This window comes from Pseudodesulfovibrio sp. lm2024 (assembly GCF_051175575.1).
GTDB classification, from domain to species: domain Bacteria; phylum Desulfobacterota; class Desulfovibrionia; order Desulfovibrionales; family Desulfovibrionaceae; genus Pseudodesulfovibrio; species Pseudodesulfovibrio caledoniensis.
This window is the reverse complement of sequence record NZ_CP195092.1, coordinates 1,503,190-1,518,169: the sequence shown is the minus strand read 5'-3', so window position 1 is coordinate 1,518,169 and position 14,980 is coordinate 1,503,190. Positions and strand designations below refer to the sequence as shown.

At 62.9% G+C, this 14,980-nt stretch carries 13 protein-coding genes; 2 read left to right on the top strand and 11 right to left on the bottom strand.

Annotated elements, in window-relative coordinates; translation table 11 throughout:
• The 8 genes from der to ACR42D_RS06960 form a co-directional block, all read right to left on the bottom strand.
• A complete protein-coding gene (gene der, locus ACR42D_RS06995) occupies positions 1–1,521 on the bottom strand; it encodes a ribosome biogenesis GTPase Der (RefSeq protein ID WP_484566112.1) in 1,521 nt (506 codons plus the stop codon).
• Between the two features lie 120 nt (positions 1,522–1,641).
• Positions 1,642–3,966 carry a methyl-accepting chemotaxis protein gene (locus ACR42D_RS06990; RefSeq protein ID WP_484566111.1) on the bottom strand — a complete coding sequence of 775 codons (2,325 nt, stop codon included), beginning with the start codon at positions 3,964–3,966 and terminating at the stop codon, positions 1,642–1,644.
• 150 nt (positions 3,967–4,116) lie between these two features.
• A complete protein-coding gene (gene mtnA, locus ACR42D_RS06985; RefSeq protein ID WP_484566110.1) occupies positions 4,117–5,154 on the bottom strand; it encodes an S-methyl-5-thioribose-1-phosphate isomerase in 1,038 nt (345 codons plus the stop codon).
• A gap of 285 nt (positions 5,155–5,439) precedes the next feature.
• Positions 5,440–6,873: an Asp-tRNA(Asn)/Glu-tRNA(Gln) amidotransferase subunit GatB gene (gene gatB / locus ACR42D_RS06980; protein WP_484566109.1), complete on the bottom strand. Its 1,434-nt coding sequence runs from the start codon at positions 6,871–6,873 to the stop codon at positions 5,440–5,442.
• Positions 6,874–6,883: 10 nt separating this feature from the next.
• Positions 6,884–7,528 carry a DUF4254 domain-containing protein gene (locus ACR42D_RS06975; protein ID WP_484566108.1) on the bottom strand — a complete coding sequence of 215 codons (645 nt, stop codon included), beginning with the start codon at positions 7,526–7,528 and terminating at the stop codon, positions 6,884–6,886.
• Positions 7,521–8,942, bottom strand: coding sequence for an MltA domain-containing protein (locus ACR42D_RS06970; protein ID WP_484566107.1), 1,422 nt, complete (start codon positions 8,940–8,942; stop codon positions 7,521–7,523). The genes ACR42D_RS06975 and ACR42D_RS06970 overlap by 8 nt, the downstream gene beginning before the upstream one ends.
• Before the next feature lie 24 nt (positions 8,943–8,966).
• Positions 8,967–10,730: an ARMT1-like domain-containing protein gene (locus tag ACR42D_RS06965; protein ID WP_484566106.1), complete on the bottom strand. Its 1,764-nt coding sequence runs from the start codon at positions 10,728–10,730 to the stop codon at positions 8,967–8,969.
• A 2-nt stretch (positions 10,731–10,732) separates the two neighbouring features.
• Positions 10,733–11,596, bottom strand: a complete 864-nt coding sequence (locus ACR42D_RS06960) for an NAD(+)/NADH kinase (RefSeq protein ID WP_484566105.1) — start codon at positions 11,594–11,596, stop codon at positions 10,733–10,735.
• Between the two features lie 164 nt (positions 11,597–11,760).
• Between ACR42D_RS06960 and ACR42D_RS06955 the strand changes: the two genes are divergently transcribed.
• Both ACR42D_RS06955 and flgM read left to right on the top strand, forming a co-directional pair.
• Complete coding sequence (locus ACR42D_RS06955; RefSeq protein WP_484566104.1) at positions 11,761–12,171, top strand: DVU0524 family FlgM-associated protein; 411 nt, start codon at positions 11,761–11,763, stop codon at positions 12,169–12,171.
• A 28-nt stretch (positions 12,172–12,199) separates the two neighbouring features.
• Positions 12,200–12,508, top strand: coding sequence for a flagellar biosynthesis anti-sigma factor FlgM (flgM, locus tag ACR42D_RS06950; RefSeq protein WP_484566103.1), 309 nt, complete (start codon positions 12,200–12,202; stop codon positions 12,506–12,508).
• Positions 12,509–12,533: 25 nt separating this feature from the next.
• On the opposite strand, the gene fliW is transcribed toward flgM, so the two are convergent.
• The 3 genes from fliW to flgL form a co-directional block, all read right to left on the bottom strand.
• Positions 12,534–12,953, bottom strand: a complete 420-nt coding sequence (fliW, locus tag ACR42D_RS06945) for a flagellar assembly protein FliW (protein WP_484568447.1) — start codon at positions 12,951–12,953, stop codon at positions 12,534–12,536.
• Positions 12,953–13,195, bottom strand: a complete 243-nt coding sequence (csrA, locus tag ACR42D_RS06940; protein WP_071546860.1) for a carbon storage regulator CsrA — start codon at positions 13,193–13,195, stop codon at positions 12,953–12,955. The genes fliW and csrA overlap by 1 nt, the downstream gene beginning before the upstream one ends.
• Before the next feature lie 104 nt (positions 13,196–13,299).
• Entirely contained in the window at positions 13,300–14,967 is a 1,668-nt protein-coding gene (flgL, locus tag ACR42D_RS06935; protein WP_484566102.1) for a flagellar hook-associated protein FlgL, read from the bottom strand.
• Between the last annotated feature and the right edge of the window lie 13 nt (positions 14,968–14,980).

The following is a 14,980-nucleotide window of genomic DNA, read 5'->3' as shown; positions in this document are numbered from 1 at the left end:
CTATTTGCCCTTTTTCCCCTTGCCGCCCTGCGCCTCCTTGCTTTCGCGCTCCTCGCGGCGGCGCTTGCTCTTGAGCGCCTTGTACTTCTCCTCGTGGCGGCGCGTCTTGGCCCCGCCGATGCGCTCGCGGCCCGGGCCGCGCTTGCCCAGCGACGAGATGCCGCGCGTCTTTTCCCACTCCTTCTTGTCGTGGCTGGATCGGAACACGATGTTCACCGGCGCGGACTTGATGCCGAGCAGCTTGCGGAACTGGTTCTCCAGGTAGCGCACGTAGGACGTCTTGACGATGGTGTGGTCGTTGCAGAAAAACACGAAGGTCGGGATGGGCTCGTCCGCCTGGGTGACGTAATAGAACTTGGGCCGCCTGCGCTTGACCACCGGAGGCTGGAGCTTCTCCACCACGGCCTGCATGGCCCGGTTCAGCTCGCCGGTGCCCACGCGGATCTCGCACTCCCGGCGCAGGGTCTCGGCCATGGGCAGAAGCTTGCCGATGCCCACACCCTTGACCGCGCTGGTCATGACCACGGGCACGTGCGGGACCAGACGCAGTTCCTCCCGGAACGCCTCGAGCGCCCGGTTGGTCTCGCTCTTGGGAATGAGGTCCGCCTTGTTGACGACCACGATGAACGGGGTCTTCTCCTTGGCCAGAAATTCGATCAGCCGCTTGTCCTGCCGCCCCACGCCCAGGGTGATGTCGATGGTCAGGATGGTCACGTCGGACCGCTTGGAGTTCTTGAGCGCCCGGATGACGCTGATCTTCTCCAGGTGGTCCTGGATGTTGGCCCGCTTGCGCACGCCCGCCGTGTCCACGAAGGTGTAGCGCTTGCCCTGCTTCTCGAAGGTCACGTCGATGGAGTCGCGGGTGGTCCCGGCCACGTCCGAGACGATCAGCCGGTCCTTGCCGATGAGCGCGTTGATCAGGGAGGACTTGCCCGCGTTGGGGCGTCCGAGCATGGTCAGGCGAAGGCCCTTCTCCACCCCGTTGTCCTCTTCCTCGGGCAGTCCCAGCGCCTTGACGAACTTGCGGACCCGGTCGCGCACCCCGTGCAGGTTGTAGCCATGGGCCGCGGACACAGGCAGGAATTCGATGCCCAAGGAATGGAACTCGGCGGTCAGCTCGGCCTCGAACTCGCTGCCGTCCACCTTGTTGATCAGCATCATCACCGGCTTGCCGGAACGGCGCACGAACTCGGCCGCCTGCTGGTCCAGCGGGGTCAGCCCCTGTTTGCCGTCGACCACGAAAATGATGGCGTTGGCCTCGTTGATGGCCTCCTGCGCCTGCTCGAAGATCTCGTCCTCGAAGTCCTTGGACAGTTCGGGCGTGGCCTCGGATTCCAGGACCATGCCGCCGGTGTCGATCAGGTCGAACCGGGTTTCGCCCATGATGCACTCGCCGTAGATGCGGTCGCGCGTCACCCCGGGGAGGTCATGGGTGATGGACCGCGACTTCCTCAGAAGTCGGTTGAAGAGGGTGGATTTGCCCACGTTGGGGCGGCCCACCAGGGCGACGATCGGCAGCATGTTCGGCTCCGGATGGTGTTTGATGCGCGGTAATGCGTAAATCCCGCGCTTTCCAAGGGCGGGAAGCGCGGGGGTTACCTTATCTTCATTTGAAAGTCGAGTCCATTGTTGACGGCCGGATTATCCCTGGCCCGCCATGTCCTCGATGACCGAGTTGAGCCGCGAGGCCATGACGGCCACCTCCTGGATGGCCTCGTTGGCGCTCTGCATGACCTGGTAGGTGTCCATGGAGATGCTGTTGATCTCGTCCGTGGCCCGGTTGATCTCGTCGCTGGTGGCGGACTGCTCCTCGGCGGCCGTGGCGATGATCCGTACCTGGTCCGAGGCGGTCTCCACCCGGCCGACGATCTCGAGCAGCGCCTTGCCCGACTCGCGGGCCAGATCGGTGCTGCGCGCCACGGCCTGGGCCGCCCGCTCGGTGGCCCCGACGTTGCGCCCGGTCATCTCCTGGATGCGGCGGATGGCGTCGCCCACCTCGCTGGTGGCGGCCATGGTCTTCTCGGCCAGCTTGCGCACTTCGTCGGCCACCACCGCGAACCCGCGCCCGGCGTCGCCCGCGCGGGCCGCCTCGATGGCCGCGTTCAGGGCCAGCAGGTTGGTCTGGTCCGCGATGTCCGTGATCACCCCGAGCACGTTGCCGATGTCCTCGGCCTCGGACCCAAGCCCCTCCATGGACTGGCGCAGCCCATCGGTCTGGACCTGGACCTCGCCCACGGCGGCGATGACCTGGTTGACCATATCCTCGCCGCGCTGGGCGTGGCTCTTGGCCTGCTCCGCGTCCTCGGAGGCCTGGCTGGCATTGCGGGCCACGTCGAGCACCGAGGCGTTCATCTGCTCCATGGCCGAGGCGGTCTCGGCCGCCCTGGCCCGCTGCTCCTCGGACCCGCGCTTGCCCTCCTCCATCTGGGCGGACAACTCTTCGGCTGCGCTGGACAGGGACAGGGAGATGTCCCGGGCCTGCCCGGCGGCCACGGAGATGCGCCCGTTCTGCTCCTCGATGAGCTTCTGCTGCCCCCGAATTTCGGTCACGTCGAACCAGATGGTCAGGGAGCCGAGCAGCTGGCCGTCCATGTCGTAGAACGGCGTGGAGGTCACCTGGACGTTGACCACCGAACCGTCGCCACGGGTGTACTCCACCTCGTCGTCCAGCCGCTGCTGCTGCTCCACGGCCCGGTCGGACAGGGTCTTCCGGTCGGGCTCCCCGTAAAAGAACTCGCCGGGCGCGCCCCCCACGTAGCTCTCTGGCGGCTCGGGGCGCATGAGCAGGTCGCACATCTGGCGGTTGACCCACAACAGCTTGTGGTCCTCGCCCACCAGGGCGCAGGGCATGGCGATGCCCGCCAGCACGCCTTCGGAAAAGCCGAGCTTGACCTTGAGCTCGTGGACCATGGTCTCGATCTGCGCGGCCAGGGACTTGAACTCGAACTTGTACTTCCCTTCCAGGCTGGCTTGCAGATTGCCCCCGGCCACCTGGGAGGCGTAATCCAAAATATTCTTCACCGGATTCGTGATGGTCCGGCGAACGGCGAAAATGAGCACGCTCACCAGCAGAATACCCAAAACCGTCCCGCCCATAGCCAGCTTGTCGCGCTGGTTGTGGGCCGCTGCGGCCAGGTCGTCCTCATAGGCGCTCATGACCACCTTCCAACCGGTCTTGGGCGCGGTGTCGAAGACCATGTATTTCTCGCGGCCCTCCCACTGGTAGGTTGTCTCTCCCTGCTTCGCGTTCAGAGCGACCTTGGCGAAATCCTGGTCGGTCAAGTCCTTGAGATACAGGTCCTTGTTCACCGCATGGGCGATCATCCGCCCCTTGTGGTCGAGCATGTAGGCGTAACCGCTGCCCGCCACGCGGAAGGGATCGATGAACTTGGAGGTGAAGTTCTCCCACTTGGGAAACAGCCCCACTCCGCCGATGATCTCGCCCGTGTGGTCGCGGACCACGCTGGCCGCGGCGAAGATGAGAATCCCGCCGCCGCTCTTGGAGATGAGAATGTCGTTGGACAGGAAGTGGTCCGATTTGCCCGACAGGACGGCCTTGACGTATCCGCGCGAGCTGCGGTCCGCACCGGCCATGTTCTGCCCCTTGGCATTATATCCGGCCACCACCATGCCGTTGCGGTCAAAGGCGAAGGCCGCCCAATACCCCTCGGAGGTGGACATGAGGTCCTTGAACAGCCAGGACGCGGGCAGGGCGTCCCGTCCGGCCAGGGCGTCGGCCACGGCCTGCTGCGAGGCGAGCATGCGCGCCATTTCGTCGGTCTGGGCGATATAGTTGTCCAAAGCGGCCATGGTCTGGGCGACCATGTTGCCCATGGATTCCTTGCCCTCGCTGAACACCGTCTGACGGGTGTCGTGGTTGACCCAGAGCACGGCGGCCAGGACCGAAACGGCCATACTGGCGGCGATCAACAGGGCAATGGCTGTATTGACGCTTTTCATCTTCATGCTGAAACCATCCTTGACGGTCTGAGTTTTGCCCCTGTTTATCGCCGCTTAGAGGGAAAATGTCTATTAGAACAATATATTCTTCCTATAACAATGGGGCAAAACCACTACGCGGTTTCGCCCCATTGTTACCATACCTTGGAGAGACTGTTACATGAACAATTTCTTGATGGCAAGGTCATAGGGCGGATAAAGCACGCCCTTCTCGGTGATGATGCCCGCGATGAGCTCGTTGGGCGTGGGATCGAAGGCCAGGTTGTAGACCTCCACCCCCTCGGGCGGAATGCGGTGGTCGCCGATGTGCGTCACCTCGCGCGGGTCGCGGTCCTCGATGGGCACGTCGTCGCCGGTGGGCGTCTCCGGGTCGATGGTGTAGACCGGCGCGGCCACATAAAAAGGAATATTGAACCGCTTCGCGATGATGGCCACCCCGAAGGTGCCGATCTTGTTGACCGCGTCGCCGTTGGCCGTGATCCGGTCCGCGCCGACCACGACCTTGTCCACCAGGCCGCGCTTCATCAGCAGGGCGCAGGCGTTGTCGCAGGCCACCTTGACCGGGATGCCGTCCTTGTGCAGCTCATACGCGGTCAGCCGCGCGCCCTGCAGAAACGGCCTCGTCTCGTTGGCGATGACCGAGACCTTCTTGCCCTGGTCGATGGCCCCCCGGATCACGCCCAGCGCCGTGCCGTATCCGGCCGTGGCCAGCGCGCCCGCGTTGCAGTGGGTCATCACCGTGTCGCCGTCGTCGATGAGCTCGCCGCCGAACTTGCCGATCAGCTCGCACATCTCGATGTCGCCCGCGTGGATCTCCTTGGCCCGGGCAAGCCAGATGTCCAGCAACTCGCCAAGGGAGACGTCGCCCGCCTCTTCCCAGACGCGGCGCATCTCGCGCACGGCCCAGCGCAGGTTCACCGCCGTGGGCCGGGCGTCGTGGATCTGGTCCAGCTTGGCCGACAGGTTCGCCTTCCAGTCGCCGTCCATGCCCTGCACCTCACACCCGGCCAGGTAACAGCCGTAGGCGGCGGTCACGCCGATGGCCGGCGCGCCGCGCACAACCATGACCACCAGGGCGTAGCAGATGTCGTCCGTGGTCTTGCACTCGAACCAGTCCTCCCGGTTGGGCAGGTAACGCTGGTCAAGCAGGATCAGGGCGTCTTTCTCGGGAGAATACTGAATGTGTTCGGTCACTTTAATTACCTCCGGCGGCCAGGGAACCTTTTGAAAAAGGTTCCCTGGACCCTCCAAAACTTTTTATCGCGGCGCAGGAAGAATCGAAGTCAGCAAGACTCCTCATATGCGCCGGGAGGTGCGGGCACCACCCTTGGTCCATGGGAACAGAGTACGGAAAACGCACCCCCACGCCGCCTTGAAGATATGGACTTGCCCCGCATGCTTCCTGGCGGCGTGGCACCAAAAAGTTTTGAAAAGGGGGGCCGGGGGAAAACTTTTCCAAAAGTTTCCCCCCGGTCTTCCTTACGAAAGTTTCTTCGTAAACAGCTGCGTGACCACGCCGGGGTTGGCCTGGCCTTTGGACAGGCGCATAACCTGGCCCATGAAGAAGCCCATGAGTTTGGTCTTGCCGCCCTTGAAGGCCTCGACCTCGGACGGGTTGTCGGCGATGACCTTGTCGACCATGGCCTCGAGCTCGGAGATGTCGGACATCTGGACCAGTCCCTTGGCCTTGACGTACTCGGCCGGGTCGTCGCCGGACGCGCACAGGTCGCGGAAGATGTCCTTGCCGATCTTGACCGAGATGGTCCCGTCGTCCACCAGGCCGAGCAGCGCGGCCAGCTTTTCCGGGGTCAGCTTAACCTCGCACGCCTCGGACTCGCTCTCGTGGCAGAACGGCAGCAGTTCGCCGACCACCCAGTTGGTGACCTTCTTGGCATCGCCCGCATAGGCCTTGACCGCCGCCTCGAAATAGTCGGCCACGGCGAGATCGTTGGTGATCAGGGCCGCGTCGTAGTCGGCCAGATCGTACTCGGCCATGAACCGCTCGCGCTTGGCCGAGGGCAGTTCGGGCAGCTCGGATTTCCACTTGTCCACCCAGGCCTGCTCCAGGACCAGCGGCACCAGGTCCGGGTCCGGGAAATAGCGGTAGTCGTGGGCCTCCTCCTTGCCGCGCATGGAGTGGGTCGTACCCTTGTCCACGTTGTACAGCCGGGTCTCCTGGACGACCTGTTCACCGTCCTCGACCAGGTCGATCTGGCGTTCCACCTCGTACTCGATGGCCTTCTGGATGTGCTTGAAGGAGTTGAGGTTCTTCAGCTCCGCGCGGGTGCCGAACTCCTCCTGGCCGTAGGGCCGGATGGACACGTTGGCGTCGCAGCGGAAAGAGCCCTCCTCCATGTTGCCGTCGCAGATGCCGAGGTAGAGCAGCACCGAGCGCAGTTCCTTGAGGTAGGCCACGGCCTCCTCGGCCGAGCGCATGTCCGGCTCGGACACGATCTCGATGAGCGGCACGCCGGTCCTGTTCAGGTCCACGAAGCTGGCGTTGTCGGCCGCGGAGTGGATATTCTTGCCCGCGTCCTCTTCCATGTGGATGCGGGTCAATCCCACGCGCTTCTTTTGGCCGTCCACCTCGATGTCGACATGGCCGTGCTCGCAGATGGGCAGCTCGAACTGGGAAATCTGGTACCCCTTGGGCAGGTCGGGATAGAAGTAGTTTTTGCGCGCGAACACGGACTTGAGATTGATCTCGCAGTTGGTCGCCAGGCCCGCCTTGGTCGCGAATTCGGCGACCTTCTCGTTGAGCACGGGCAGCACGCCGGGCATGCCGGAGCAGACCGCGCAGACGTTCTCGTTGGGGTCGTTTCCGAACTTGGTGGAGCAGGAGCAGAAGATCTTGCTCTGGGTTTTCATCTGGGCGTGGACTTCGAGGCCGATGACGGTTTCGTACCGGGACATGGGGGCTCCCCTATTTCTTGTTTCCGTAGAGTTCCGGGTTGAGCTTGGGGTCGTTGTACATCTTGAACTGGAAATAGACCTTGGGCTTCTTGGTCCCGGCGAAATACTCGTCGATCAGTTCCAGGACGGCCCGTTCCAGATCGTTGTGCTGGCGCTTGAGCACGCCGACCTTGTTGTCGCACTGCTGGATGTGCTCATCGTCCACATCCTTGCGCGAACACTGCTCTTTCATATGGTATATCTTGAGCGACTGGATGGACAGGCGGTCCAGGGCCATGCCCACGGTCTCGGTGTTGTACCGCTCCGGGGCCTCCGAGGGCAGGAGCGGCTCAATGGCCGAGATGAGGCACTCGTCCACACGCTCGATGAGGTCGTTGCGCTTCTGGTTGAGCTTGTCGATGGCGTACTTGCAGTCCGCGATGACGCGGGCGTCCACGTCCTTGCGCCGGGCGCGGTCCTCGACGTGCCAGAGCTGGAAATTGGCCCAGTGCTGGCGGGCCACCAGTTCGCGCAACCCCTGCAGCCCGGCCAGGTCGTCGGCGGGATTGCCTTCGTACACGGGCTCGCCGAAGTGCCAGTCCATGACGGACCGAATCTGGTGGGCCACGGCGTCCCGAATGGTATTCTTGATGGAATCGTGTGTGATGTCAGCCATTGATCAGTGCTTCTTTGCTTATGAGGAGGTACACGGTGGCTTCGGTCTTGATATTGCTGGCGATGGGCGCCACCGCGTTGCCCTCGCCTATGTAGTAGTCGACATGGGGGCCCTGAATGGCCGTACCCGTGTCCTGGGCCAGGCCGATGCCCGCGACCTTGCGCTTGCCCGTGGGGCGCCCGTCCCGGGCCTCGGGAATCTCGGCCTCAAAGGCCAGCAGGCTGCCGAGCGGCAGGAGCTTTCGGTCTGTAGCCAGTGAAACCATCGGCGTCAACGGCTTTCCAATGGTTCCCTCGGGCGGCGAGTCCTCCAGGCGGAAAAAAACGTAGCTCCGATTCTCGGCCATGAGCTCGAACATCCGCTCGGGATGCTTGGCGAAATACCGTTTCACGTCCTCCTTGGACAGATGCCCGTCCGGGAGCAGTCCCTTGGCGTGGAGGATGCGGCCGAGCGAGCGGAAGCCGTGGCCGTTCTTGGCTCCGTAGAGCACGTTGCGGGTGGTCCCGTCGGGCAGTCTGAGCCGTCCGCACCCTTCCACCTGCATGTAGAAGACGTCCACCGGGTCCTTGGCCCAGGCGATCTCGAGCCCGCGCCCGGAAAGGACCTTGCGGACGTCCACGTCGCCGCGCTTGTAGTACGACAGCACCCTCCCCCTGTCCACGCGGTAGAACCGGTAGCGGCCGCGCACCGGGCCGTAGCGCAGGTCCTCGGGCACGCCGTAGATGGGATACTCGTAGCCGGGCCGCCGGGTCAGGCTGGCCTCGATCTCCGGGGTGTAATAGCCGGTCATGAGCGGCTTCTGGCGCATGCCGTACCAGACGAACCGCCGGGCCAGCAGGTCCGGGTCCGCGTCCAGGTGCGGCAGCAGGTCGAAAAATTCCTCCAGGGAGCGGACCACCTGGCCCCAGGTCAGGGACATGCCGGGCCGGGCCAGGGCGGGCTCGTTCGCCGGCATGTTCAGGGCGTACTCCAGACTGCGCTGGACCGGCCCTTCCAGGGCGCGCCAGGAGTCGAGCCCCTGGCTCCTGATGTCCAGCCGGGCCATGTTCTGCGCGCCCTCCACGTTGGACAGGGGAAAGAACATGTCGCAGGCCGGAATGGTCAGGGGCTCGCGCACGGGCCGCAGGGTCAGCCGCCGGACCGCGCCGTCGCGGTACAGGCAGCTTTCGCCGCCGGACAGTCCGGCCACGCTGTCGGCGTCCGGGTCCACGGCCTCCGCGCCCCCGGCTTCAAGGGCCTCGGCCGTTGCGGTTTCCCCGGCGACGGCCTCCTGTTTGGGCGGCGCGTCCGCCTTGGCCCGAAAGAACGGACCGGACTTCACGCACGAGAGCAGCGCGGCCAGGCAGGCCACGGCCAGCAGAAGCCGGAACGCCCGCCACAGGGTGGGCCGTATGTCAGATAAAACATGCCGCATGGAGTACCGCGCCGTTTGAAGTTCCTATCCGCACGAGTCGATGGCCACGTCGCAGAACTTGCCCACCCCGTACTCCCGTCTGCGGAAGAACTTTTCGGGGTTCGGGCCGATGATCTGCAGTTCGGGATGGGCCCGCTGCACGTCCAGGGCGATATGCATTTCCTTGGTGCAGCCCGTTGAATAGGTGGAGTCCTTGCCGGTCCAGACCGGGGGCACCTTGCGCCCCATCAACTCGAAGCTCTTTTCAATATCGAAATACGTCTGGAAACGCCAGACATTGATGTACCCGCTGCGCTGGACCTTTTCCCACATGAACATCAGGTCGTCGGCGTCCATGCCCTCCTCGAAGTGCTCGCCGGGATTGATGATGTACACGTCGTCCAGCTGGCCGCGCAGGTGGTTGACGTAGGTGGTGATGACCTCGATGGCCTCCTTGGTCTGGCCCGGCACCGAACCGATGATCCCGGAGTAGAACATGACCGTCTCGCCCCGGCTCCTGGCCTGGCGCATCTCCCGGATGATATCCTCGGCCTTGCCGCTGATGTACTGCTCGGAAAAGATCAGCACCCGTTCGGGCTTGGGCCGGAAATGGACCTGAAACTCGCCGAGCTCGTCGCGGCGGAAGCTGAGGATGTCGCGGGTGAACTCGTGGGAGTTGAGAACCAGGCGGTCATAGGTCTCCTCGCCCTTGGCCAGGATCAGGTCGCACTCCTTCCAGGCCCGGGCGAAGGTCACCGAGGTCCGGTAGGGGTTGAACTTCTCCCGCGTGCCGTCGGAGATGACCAGGAAGGGATGGCGGGCCATGACGGCCAGCAGCTCGTTCTTGGACAGCTTGTCCTCGCTGACGAAGTGCGCCCCTTCAAAGGCCCTGGCCAGCTCCAGGTCCGTGTCCCGGTCCCAGAAGGTCGGGTGGTCGAAGTAGAACCCCTCCTTCAGGGCCATGACCACGCGGTGGCCCAGGCGCAGCAGGGTCTTGACCACCTTGAGGTCGAACAGGATGCCGCCCGCCCGGTTGGGCAGGTAGAGGATGCGGCGGCGCTGCTCCCCGTCCTTGCCCAGCCGCTCGAACATCGGGTCGAGCAGATGCGTGCCCTCGCGCACCTCCTCGGCCAGCCCCGAGGCGCGCAGCCCGTCCAGGGAGAACATCTCCGGGTTCCAGTGGTCCGTGAAGGTGGCGATGCGCATGAGCCGCTCGATCTCGAGGCGGTCGAGCCGGTTGCGCAGATCGTCGGTCCTGGCGCCCGGTTCGATGCCCACGGGGCTGCCGTGGACCATCTCGTCGAAATCGCGGCTTTCGACCATCTCGGCGGCCCGCCGGTTGAGCCCCCTGCGGATGTGCAGGTAGGGGTCGTCGATGCCGGACTGGGTCATGAATATGGTGATGAACCACTTCATCAACCGCGAGGGCATGAGGATGGGCGAGGCCAGGACCATGCGGAACTTGTGCCGGGCCAGCTGGACAAACCGCCGGGCCAGTTTGCGGTCCGAGCAGAAATCGCGGGACAGGTGCAGAAACCGCTTCCACTGTTCCAGGTATTTCTCCAGCAGCCTGTCCGGCAGCCGCTGGTCCAGGAGCATGGTGAACATCCAGTCCGAGCACGGGGCGTAGAATTCCCCTTCCTTGAGCGCGATCATGAATCGCATCTGCTCTTCCGAGGCGTTCTTCTGCGGGTCGATGGTGTATTCCAGGTGATTTTCCGACATGAAGTGGAGCAGCAACGCGTCCAGGGCGGGGTCGAGCCCGTACTTGATGTCCAGTACCGAATCGAATTCCTTGGCCAGTACCATGTTCACCTCTCGGTCAGAAAACCGTGTTTCTTCAATTTCTCGAAATACGCGCCCTGCCCCGGGTCCACCATCCAGAGATCGGCGGGGGATTTCTCCACGACCACCTCGTCGCCCGGAGCGAGCCGGACGCCGGCCTGGCCGTCCTCGGTCAGGTTGACCTCGCCCGCCTGCTCCAGGACGCGCACGGAGATCACCCCGTCCGCCGGAAAGACCATGGGCCTGAAGCTGTTCTGGAAGGGACAGACCGGGACCACGCAGCAGGCCGCCAGCCCGGCGTGGACCAGGGGGCCGCCCGCCGACGCCCCGTAGGCCGAGGACCCGGTGGGCGTGGACACGATCAGCCCGTCCGCCCGCAGGTGGGAGATGCCGATGCCGTCAAAGGCCAGCTCCAGCCGGATGAGCCGGGCCAGCTCACCGCGGCTGACGACCAGTTCGTTGACCACCAGTCCGCCGGCCACCTGCTTGCCGCCGCGCAGCACGGCGTACTTGAGGACCAGCCGGGGAACGGCGTCAAACCCGTGGTCCAGCACGTCCGCAAGCCACGGCCGCCATTGGTCGCGCTCCAGCTGGGGCAGAAAGCCCACCCTGCCGAGGTTGACGCCCATGAGCGGGGTCTTGAGCGGCAACAGACGCCGGGCCGCGCCGATGAAAGTGCCGTCGCCGCCCAGGATCACGGCCAGGTCGAAGGGACCGTCGAGCCGCTCCTCATTCCCGCAGGCATCGCGGGGCGACTCCGGGCGGTGCTCGCAGGCCTGGAAAGGCACCCCCTTTTCGGCCAGGACCGAGGCCATGGCGTCGCGCACGGTCTCGGCGGCGGGGTCGCCCGGCTTGCTCACGACAAGCATTTTCCCAACGGTACGTTTCATGATTGATATTTTTATTTAAAATTTGAGAAACATTCAACCTTTTTCCATTTGCGACTCCCTTCCCAGCCCCCGTGCCGACCGGCTTTTCTGGATTTTTTTTCGTTTTACCCCTAAAGTTTTTCCGCAGGGGGACGATCGTAACATTCAAGGAAAGGGGTAATACCGTGAATACATCGTCCGCCAATGTTCGCAATATGCTGCGCACCTATGGGAAGCAGCTTACGAGCGCGAAGCGTCTTGCACGCTTCAGGCAGGCGATGGACGGCGCGGAGCCCCCGGACGACATCGCCAGGCAGGCTAAGCGCCGGGAACTGGTGCAGCGCATCGCTCACGAGGTCATTGAAAACCTGATCGTCAATTCCGATCGTTCACCGGTGGTCCAGGCTGTCCTGGACCAGTTGGAGAGCGAGTTCGGCAGCCGGTACGTGTTCGAGTACCCGCTCGACGGAGGCGACGTTCAGATAATCAGGGAGACGCCACAGGGCCCGCAGGACGTCGAGGGTTCCGAGAGGAACAAGGTCTTGCGGAGATTGTGGGAAATAGCATTGTCAAAGGTGGATGGCACCATGCTTTGATAGTCCCGTCCCCAACGGGAGGTACGACATGGTTATTAGAAACATTGTAGGGGATCAAAACCCTTACGCGAACAAGAAGATCGAACGGCCGGAGGCCAAGGATGTCCGAAACGCCCAGGAAAGCGTGAAGACCTCCGGAGAAGCCGCCGACCGCGTGGTTCTCTCGTCCGAAGCCCGGCTGCGGGGCGCCGCCCTGCAGACCGCCAAGGAAGCGTCCGACGTCCGCCGCGAAAAGGTGGACGAGCTCAAGCGCAAGGTCAAGGACGGAACTTACCAGCCGGACATCAAAAAGGCCGCCGCGAATCTCATTCGTGACGACCTCGATCTCTTTGTTTAGCGCAAGAGGGGTTGCGACCTAACGATCAGGACCCAATCGGTCGGAAGTGCGTGGGATAGCCCGCTTCCGTCTGTGGAATCTGAAGACCTATCTTCGTCTCCGTGTTGATGACAATCGGCCCCTGGAGATTGAGGGTGGTGTCTTCAGGTTTGTCCTGTGGGATGGTCACGGTCACCAGGATGGCCAGCTGCCGGATGTTCTCCACTTTCAGGGCCTTGCGGTCCGGATTCTCGATCTTCACGTCGTAGTCGTCGATAAAGCTGTAGGGATCGGCCACCAGGAGCCCGAGTCCCGGGTCGGTGACACACTGCAACAGCAAAAACGGCGAATCTCCTTCCCTCACCGGAAGCAGCGTGAACTCGCGCTTGTCTTCGAGCCCTACCAGTCCGCGCGGAAAATAGAGAATGGAGTCCGAACGGATTTCCCGTTCGCCCAGCCGGGTCATTATTTTTTGCGTTCTTTCTTTTGCCATAGCGCCGCCGCCGCGAGCAGGTCCTGCTGATTGACTTCCAGCGCCTGCCTGTTCTGTTCCTTGATCTTCAAATAGACCTCTTCCCGATAGACGGTCATGTCTTCGGGCACATCCAGGCCGATCTTTATCTGCTTGCCCTGAACACTCAGGATCTTCAGCTTGATATTGTCGCCCAAATAGAGGCTTTCTCCCGGTCTCCGGGTCAGAATCAACATTTCGTTACCAAGTCTTTCCTTCGGCTTGTCCGCTTTTTCATGCGGAATACGCCTTGCCGACTACATGAGGTTCACTCGCAAGTAAAGTGCATTATTTTATTAATTTATATAAACTTCGCAAGATTGAGCTGCATGATCATGGAGGTCGAGCGCAGCACGGACTCGTAGACGATTTGCTGCTGGGCCAGCTCGGTCATCAGTTCGGAGACGTCCGCGTCCTCGATGGAACTGAGCAGGGTCTTCTCGTTGAGCGTCAGCCCGTCCACGATGTTCTCGCTGACCGTCAGCTGGTTTATCCGGCCGCCGATATCCGCTTCGGCGTTCATGACCTTGGAGTGAACCGCCGACAGATTCTTCAGGCACTGCTGCATGCCGGTCTGGTTGTTGGTCTCCGCAAAAGCCACGAGGTTGCCCATGACCTCGAACAGGTTCATGGAATCCTCGTCCTGCCCCTGAATCGTCAGGGTCATGTTCGCCGCGCCGTTGGAATGGAACATGCGCGAGGCGTTCTCGCTGCTCAGCGACAGGACGGATCCGTCGGCGGCGAGCACGGCGTCCGGGGCCATGTAGATGCCGCCGAAGATGTTCTTGCCCACATTGTTGAGCTTGATCTGTGATCCCGGCGAGACGTCCAATTTGATATCCGCGGTACGCGGATGGATGACGAACTGCTGCCCCGGCTGCAACTGGTTGGAGCCGTTGGAGGTCAGCGTCAGAATGCCGCCGTTGGCCACCCCGAGCACGGTCGCGTTGCTGGTGGTGTCGGCCGGGGCCACGTTGCCGGTCACCCAGTTGATGCCGCCGTCCAGGCTGTAGGAGTAGTGAATCTCCTCGTTCATGCCCACACTGGACGTATTGTCGATGCGGACGGTCACATTCCTGTCCAGAAAGGCGCCCGAAGCCGAGGCCGATATCTGCTTCACCCCGGGTCCCAGCGAATCCACCTGGGGTGGCGGATCGTCATCGTCGCCGATGTACCGGGCCGACGGCCGTATCCACATCCAGGTCCCCTTCGAGGTGGACTCGTCTTGGGGGTCGTTCATCTTCACGGTCGCGTCCCCGTGGAAAGTGACGCTCGTACCGCTCTCGGGCAGGTTCAATGTCCCCTCGGTGCCCACAAAGGTCATGGACCCGTCGGTCTTCCAGGTACGCCCGCCGTCCACGGAGTAACGGACCCCCAGGTTCGGATCCGACAAATTCATATTGCCGCCGACCGGAACGGTGCCGGTGGTGTCGTAGTATTGAACCAGAACCGTGGATTTCGAGGAGCCGTTGACCGTGAACTCCGCGTTCTTACCGAAGTTCTCGTCGTTGGTGGTCAGCCACATGATCTGCTGGAAGGCCGGGCTGTCGGTCTTGTGCCCGCCGAAAATGGTCTGGCCGTCAAAATCGGTGTTGGCCAGGTTGACCAACTGTTCGAACAGGGAGCGCAGCTCGTAACTGACCTGCTCACGGTTGTCTTCGTCCATGGACCCGGTGGCTCCCTGCATGGCCAGGGTCTTGGCCCGATCCAGGATGTTCGAAACCTGCAGCAACGCCTCATTCGCCGCTCCCACCCAACCCTTGGCGGTCGAGATGTTCTCCCCGTACTGGTCCAGGGAACGCAGGATGTCGCGGTGATCCAGTATGCGGGTCATACCCGTGGGGTCGTCGCTGGGCTTGTTGATGGCCTTCTGCGTCTGGGCCTTGACGTTCAGGTCCATGAGCGAGGTCAACGACGTGTTCAGATTGTACACGTATCTGTTGAAGAGCATCTGCTGTGTTACGCGCATAGTCTTATTCTCC

Excerpts from the sequence above, each read along its gene's own strand:
- der (WP_484566112.1), bottom strand. The coding sequence starts at position 1,521 with ATGCTGCCGATCGTCGCCCTGGTGGGCCGCCCCAACGTGGGCAAATCC.
- ACR42D_RS06990 (WP_484566111.1), bottom strand. The coding sequence starts at position 3,966 with ATGAAGATGAAAAGCGTCAATACAGCCATTGCCCTGTTGATCGCCGCC.
- gatB (WP_484566109.1), bottom strand. The coding sequence starts at position 6,873 with ATGTCCCGGTACGAAACCGTCATCGGCCTCGAAGTCCACGCCCAGATG.
- ACR42D_RS06975 (WP_484566108.1), bottom strand. The coding sequence starts at position 7,528 with ATGGCTGACATCACACACGATTCCATCAAGAATACCATTCGGGACGCC.
- ACR42D_RS06970 (WP_484566107.1), bottom strand. The coding sequence starts at position 8,942 with ATGCGGCATGTTTTATCTGACATACGGCCCACCCTGTGGCGGGCGTTC.
- ACR42D_RS06965 (WP_484566106.1), bottom strand. The coding sequence starts at position 10,730 with ATGGTACTGGCCAAGGAATTCGATTCGGTACTGGACATCAAGTACGGG.
- ACR42D_RS06960 (WP_484566105.1), bottom strand. The coding sequence starts at position 11,596 with ATGAAACGTACCGTTGGGAAAATGCTTGTCGTGAGCAAGCCGGGCGAC.
- flgM (WP_484566103.1), top strand. The coding sequence starts at position 12,200 with ATGGTTATTAGAAACATTGTAGGGGATCAAAACCCTTACGCGAACAAG.
- fliW (WP_484568447.1), bottom strand. The coding sequence starts at position 12,953 with ATGACCCGGCTGGGCGAACGGGAAATCCGTTCGGACTCCATTCTCTAT.
- csrA (WP_071546860.1), bottom strand. The coding sequence starts at position 13,195 with ATGTTGATTCTGACCCGGAGACCGGGAGAAAGCCTCTATTTGGGCGAC.
- flgL (WP_484566102.1), bottom strand. The coding sequence starts at position 14,967 with ATGCGCGTAACACAGCAGATGCTCTTCAACAGATACGTGTACAATCTG.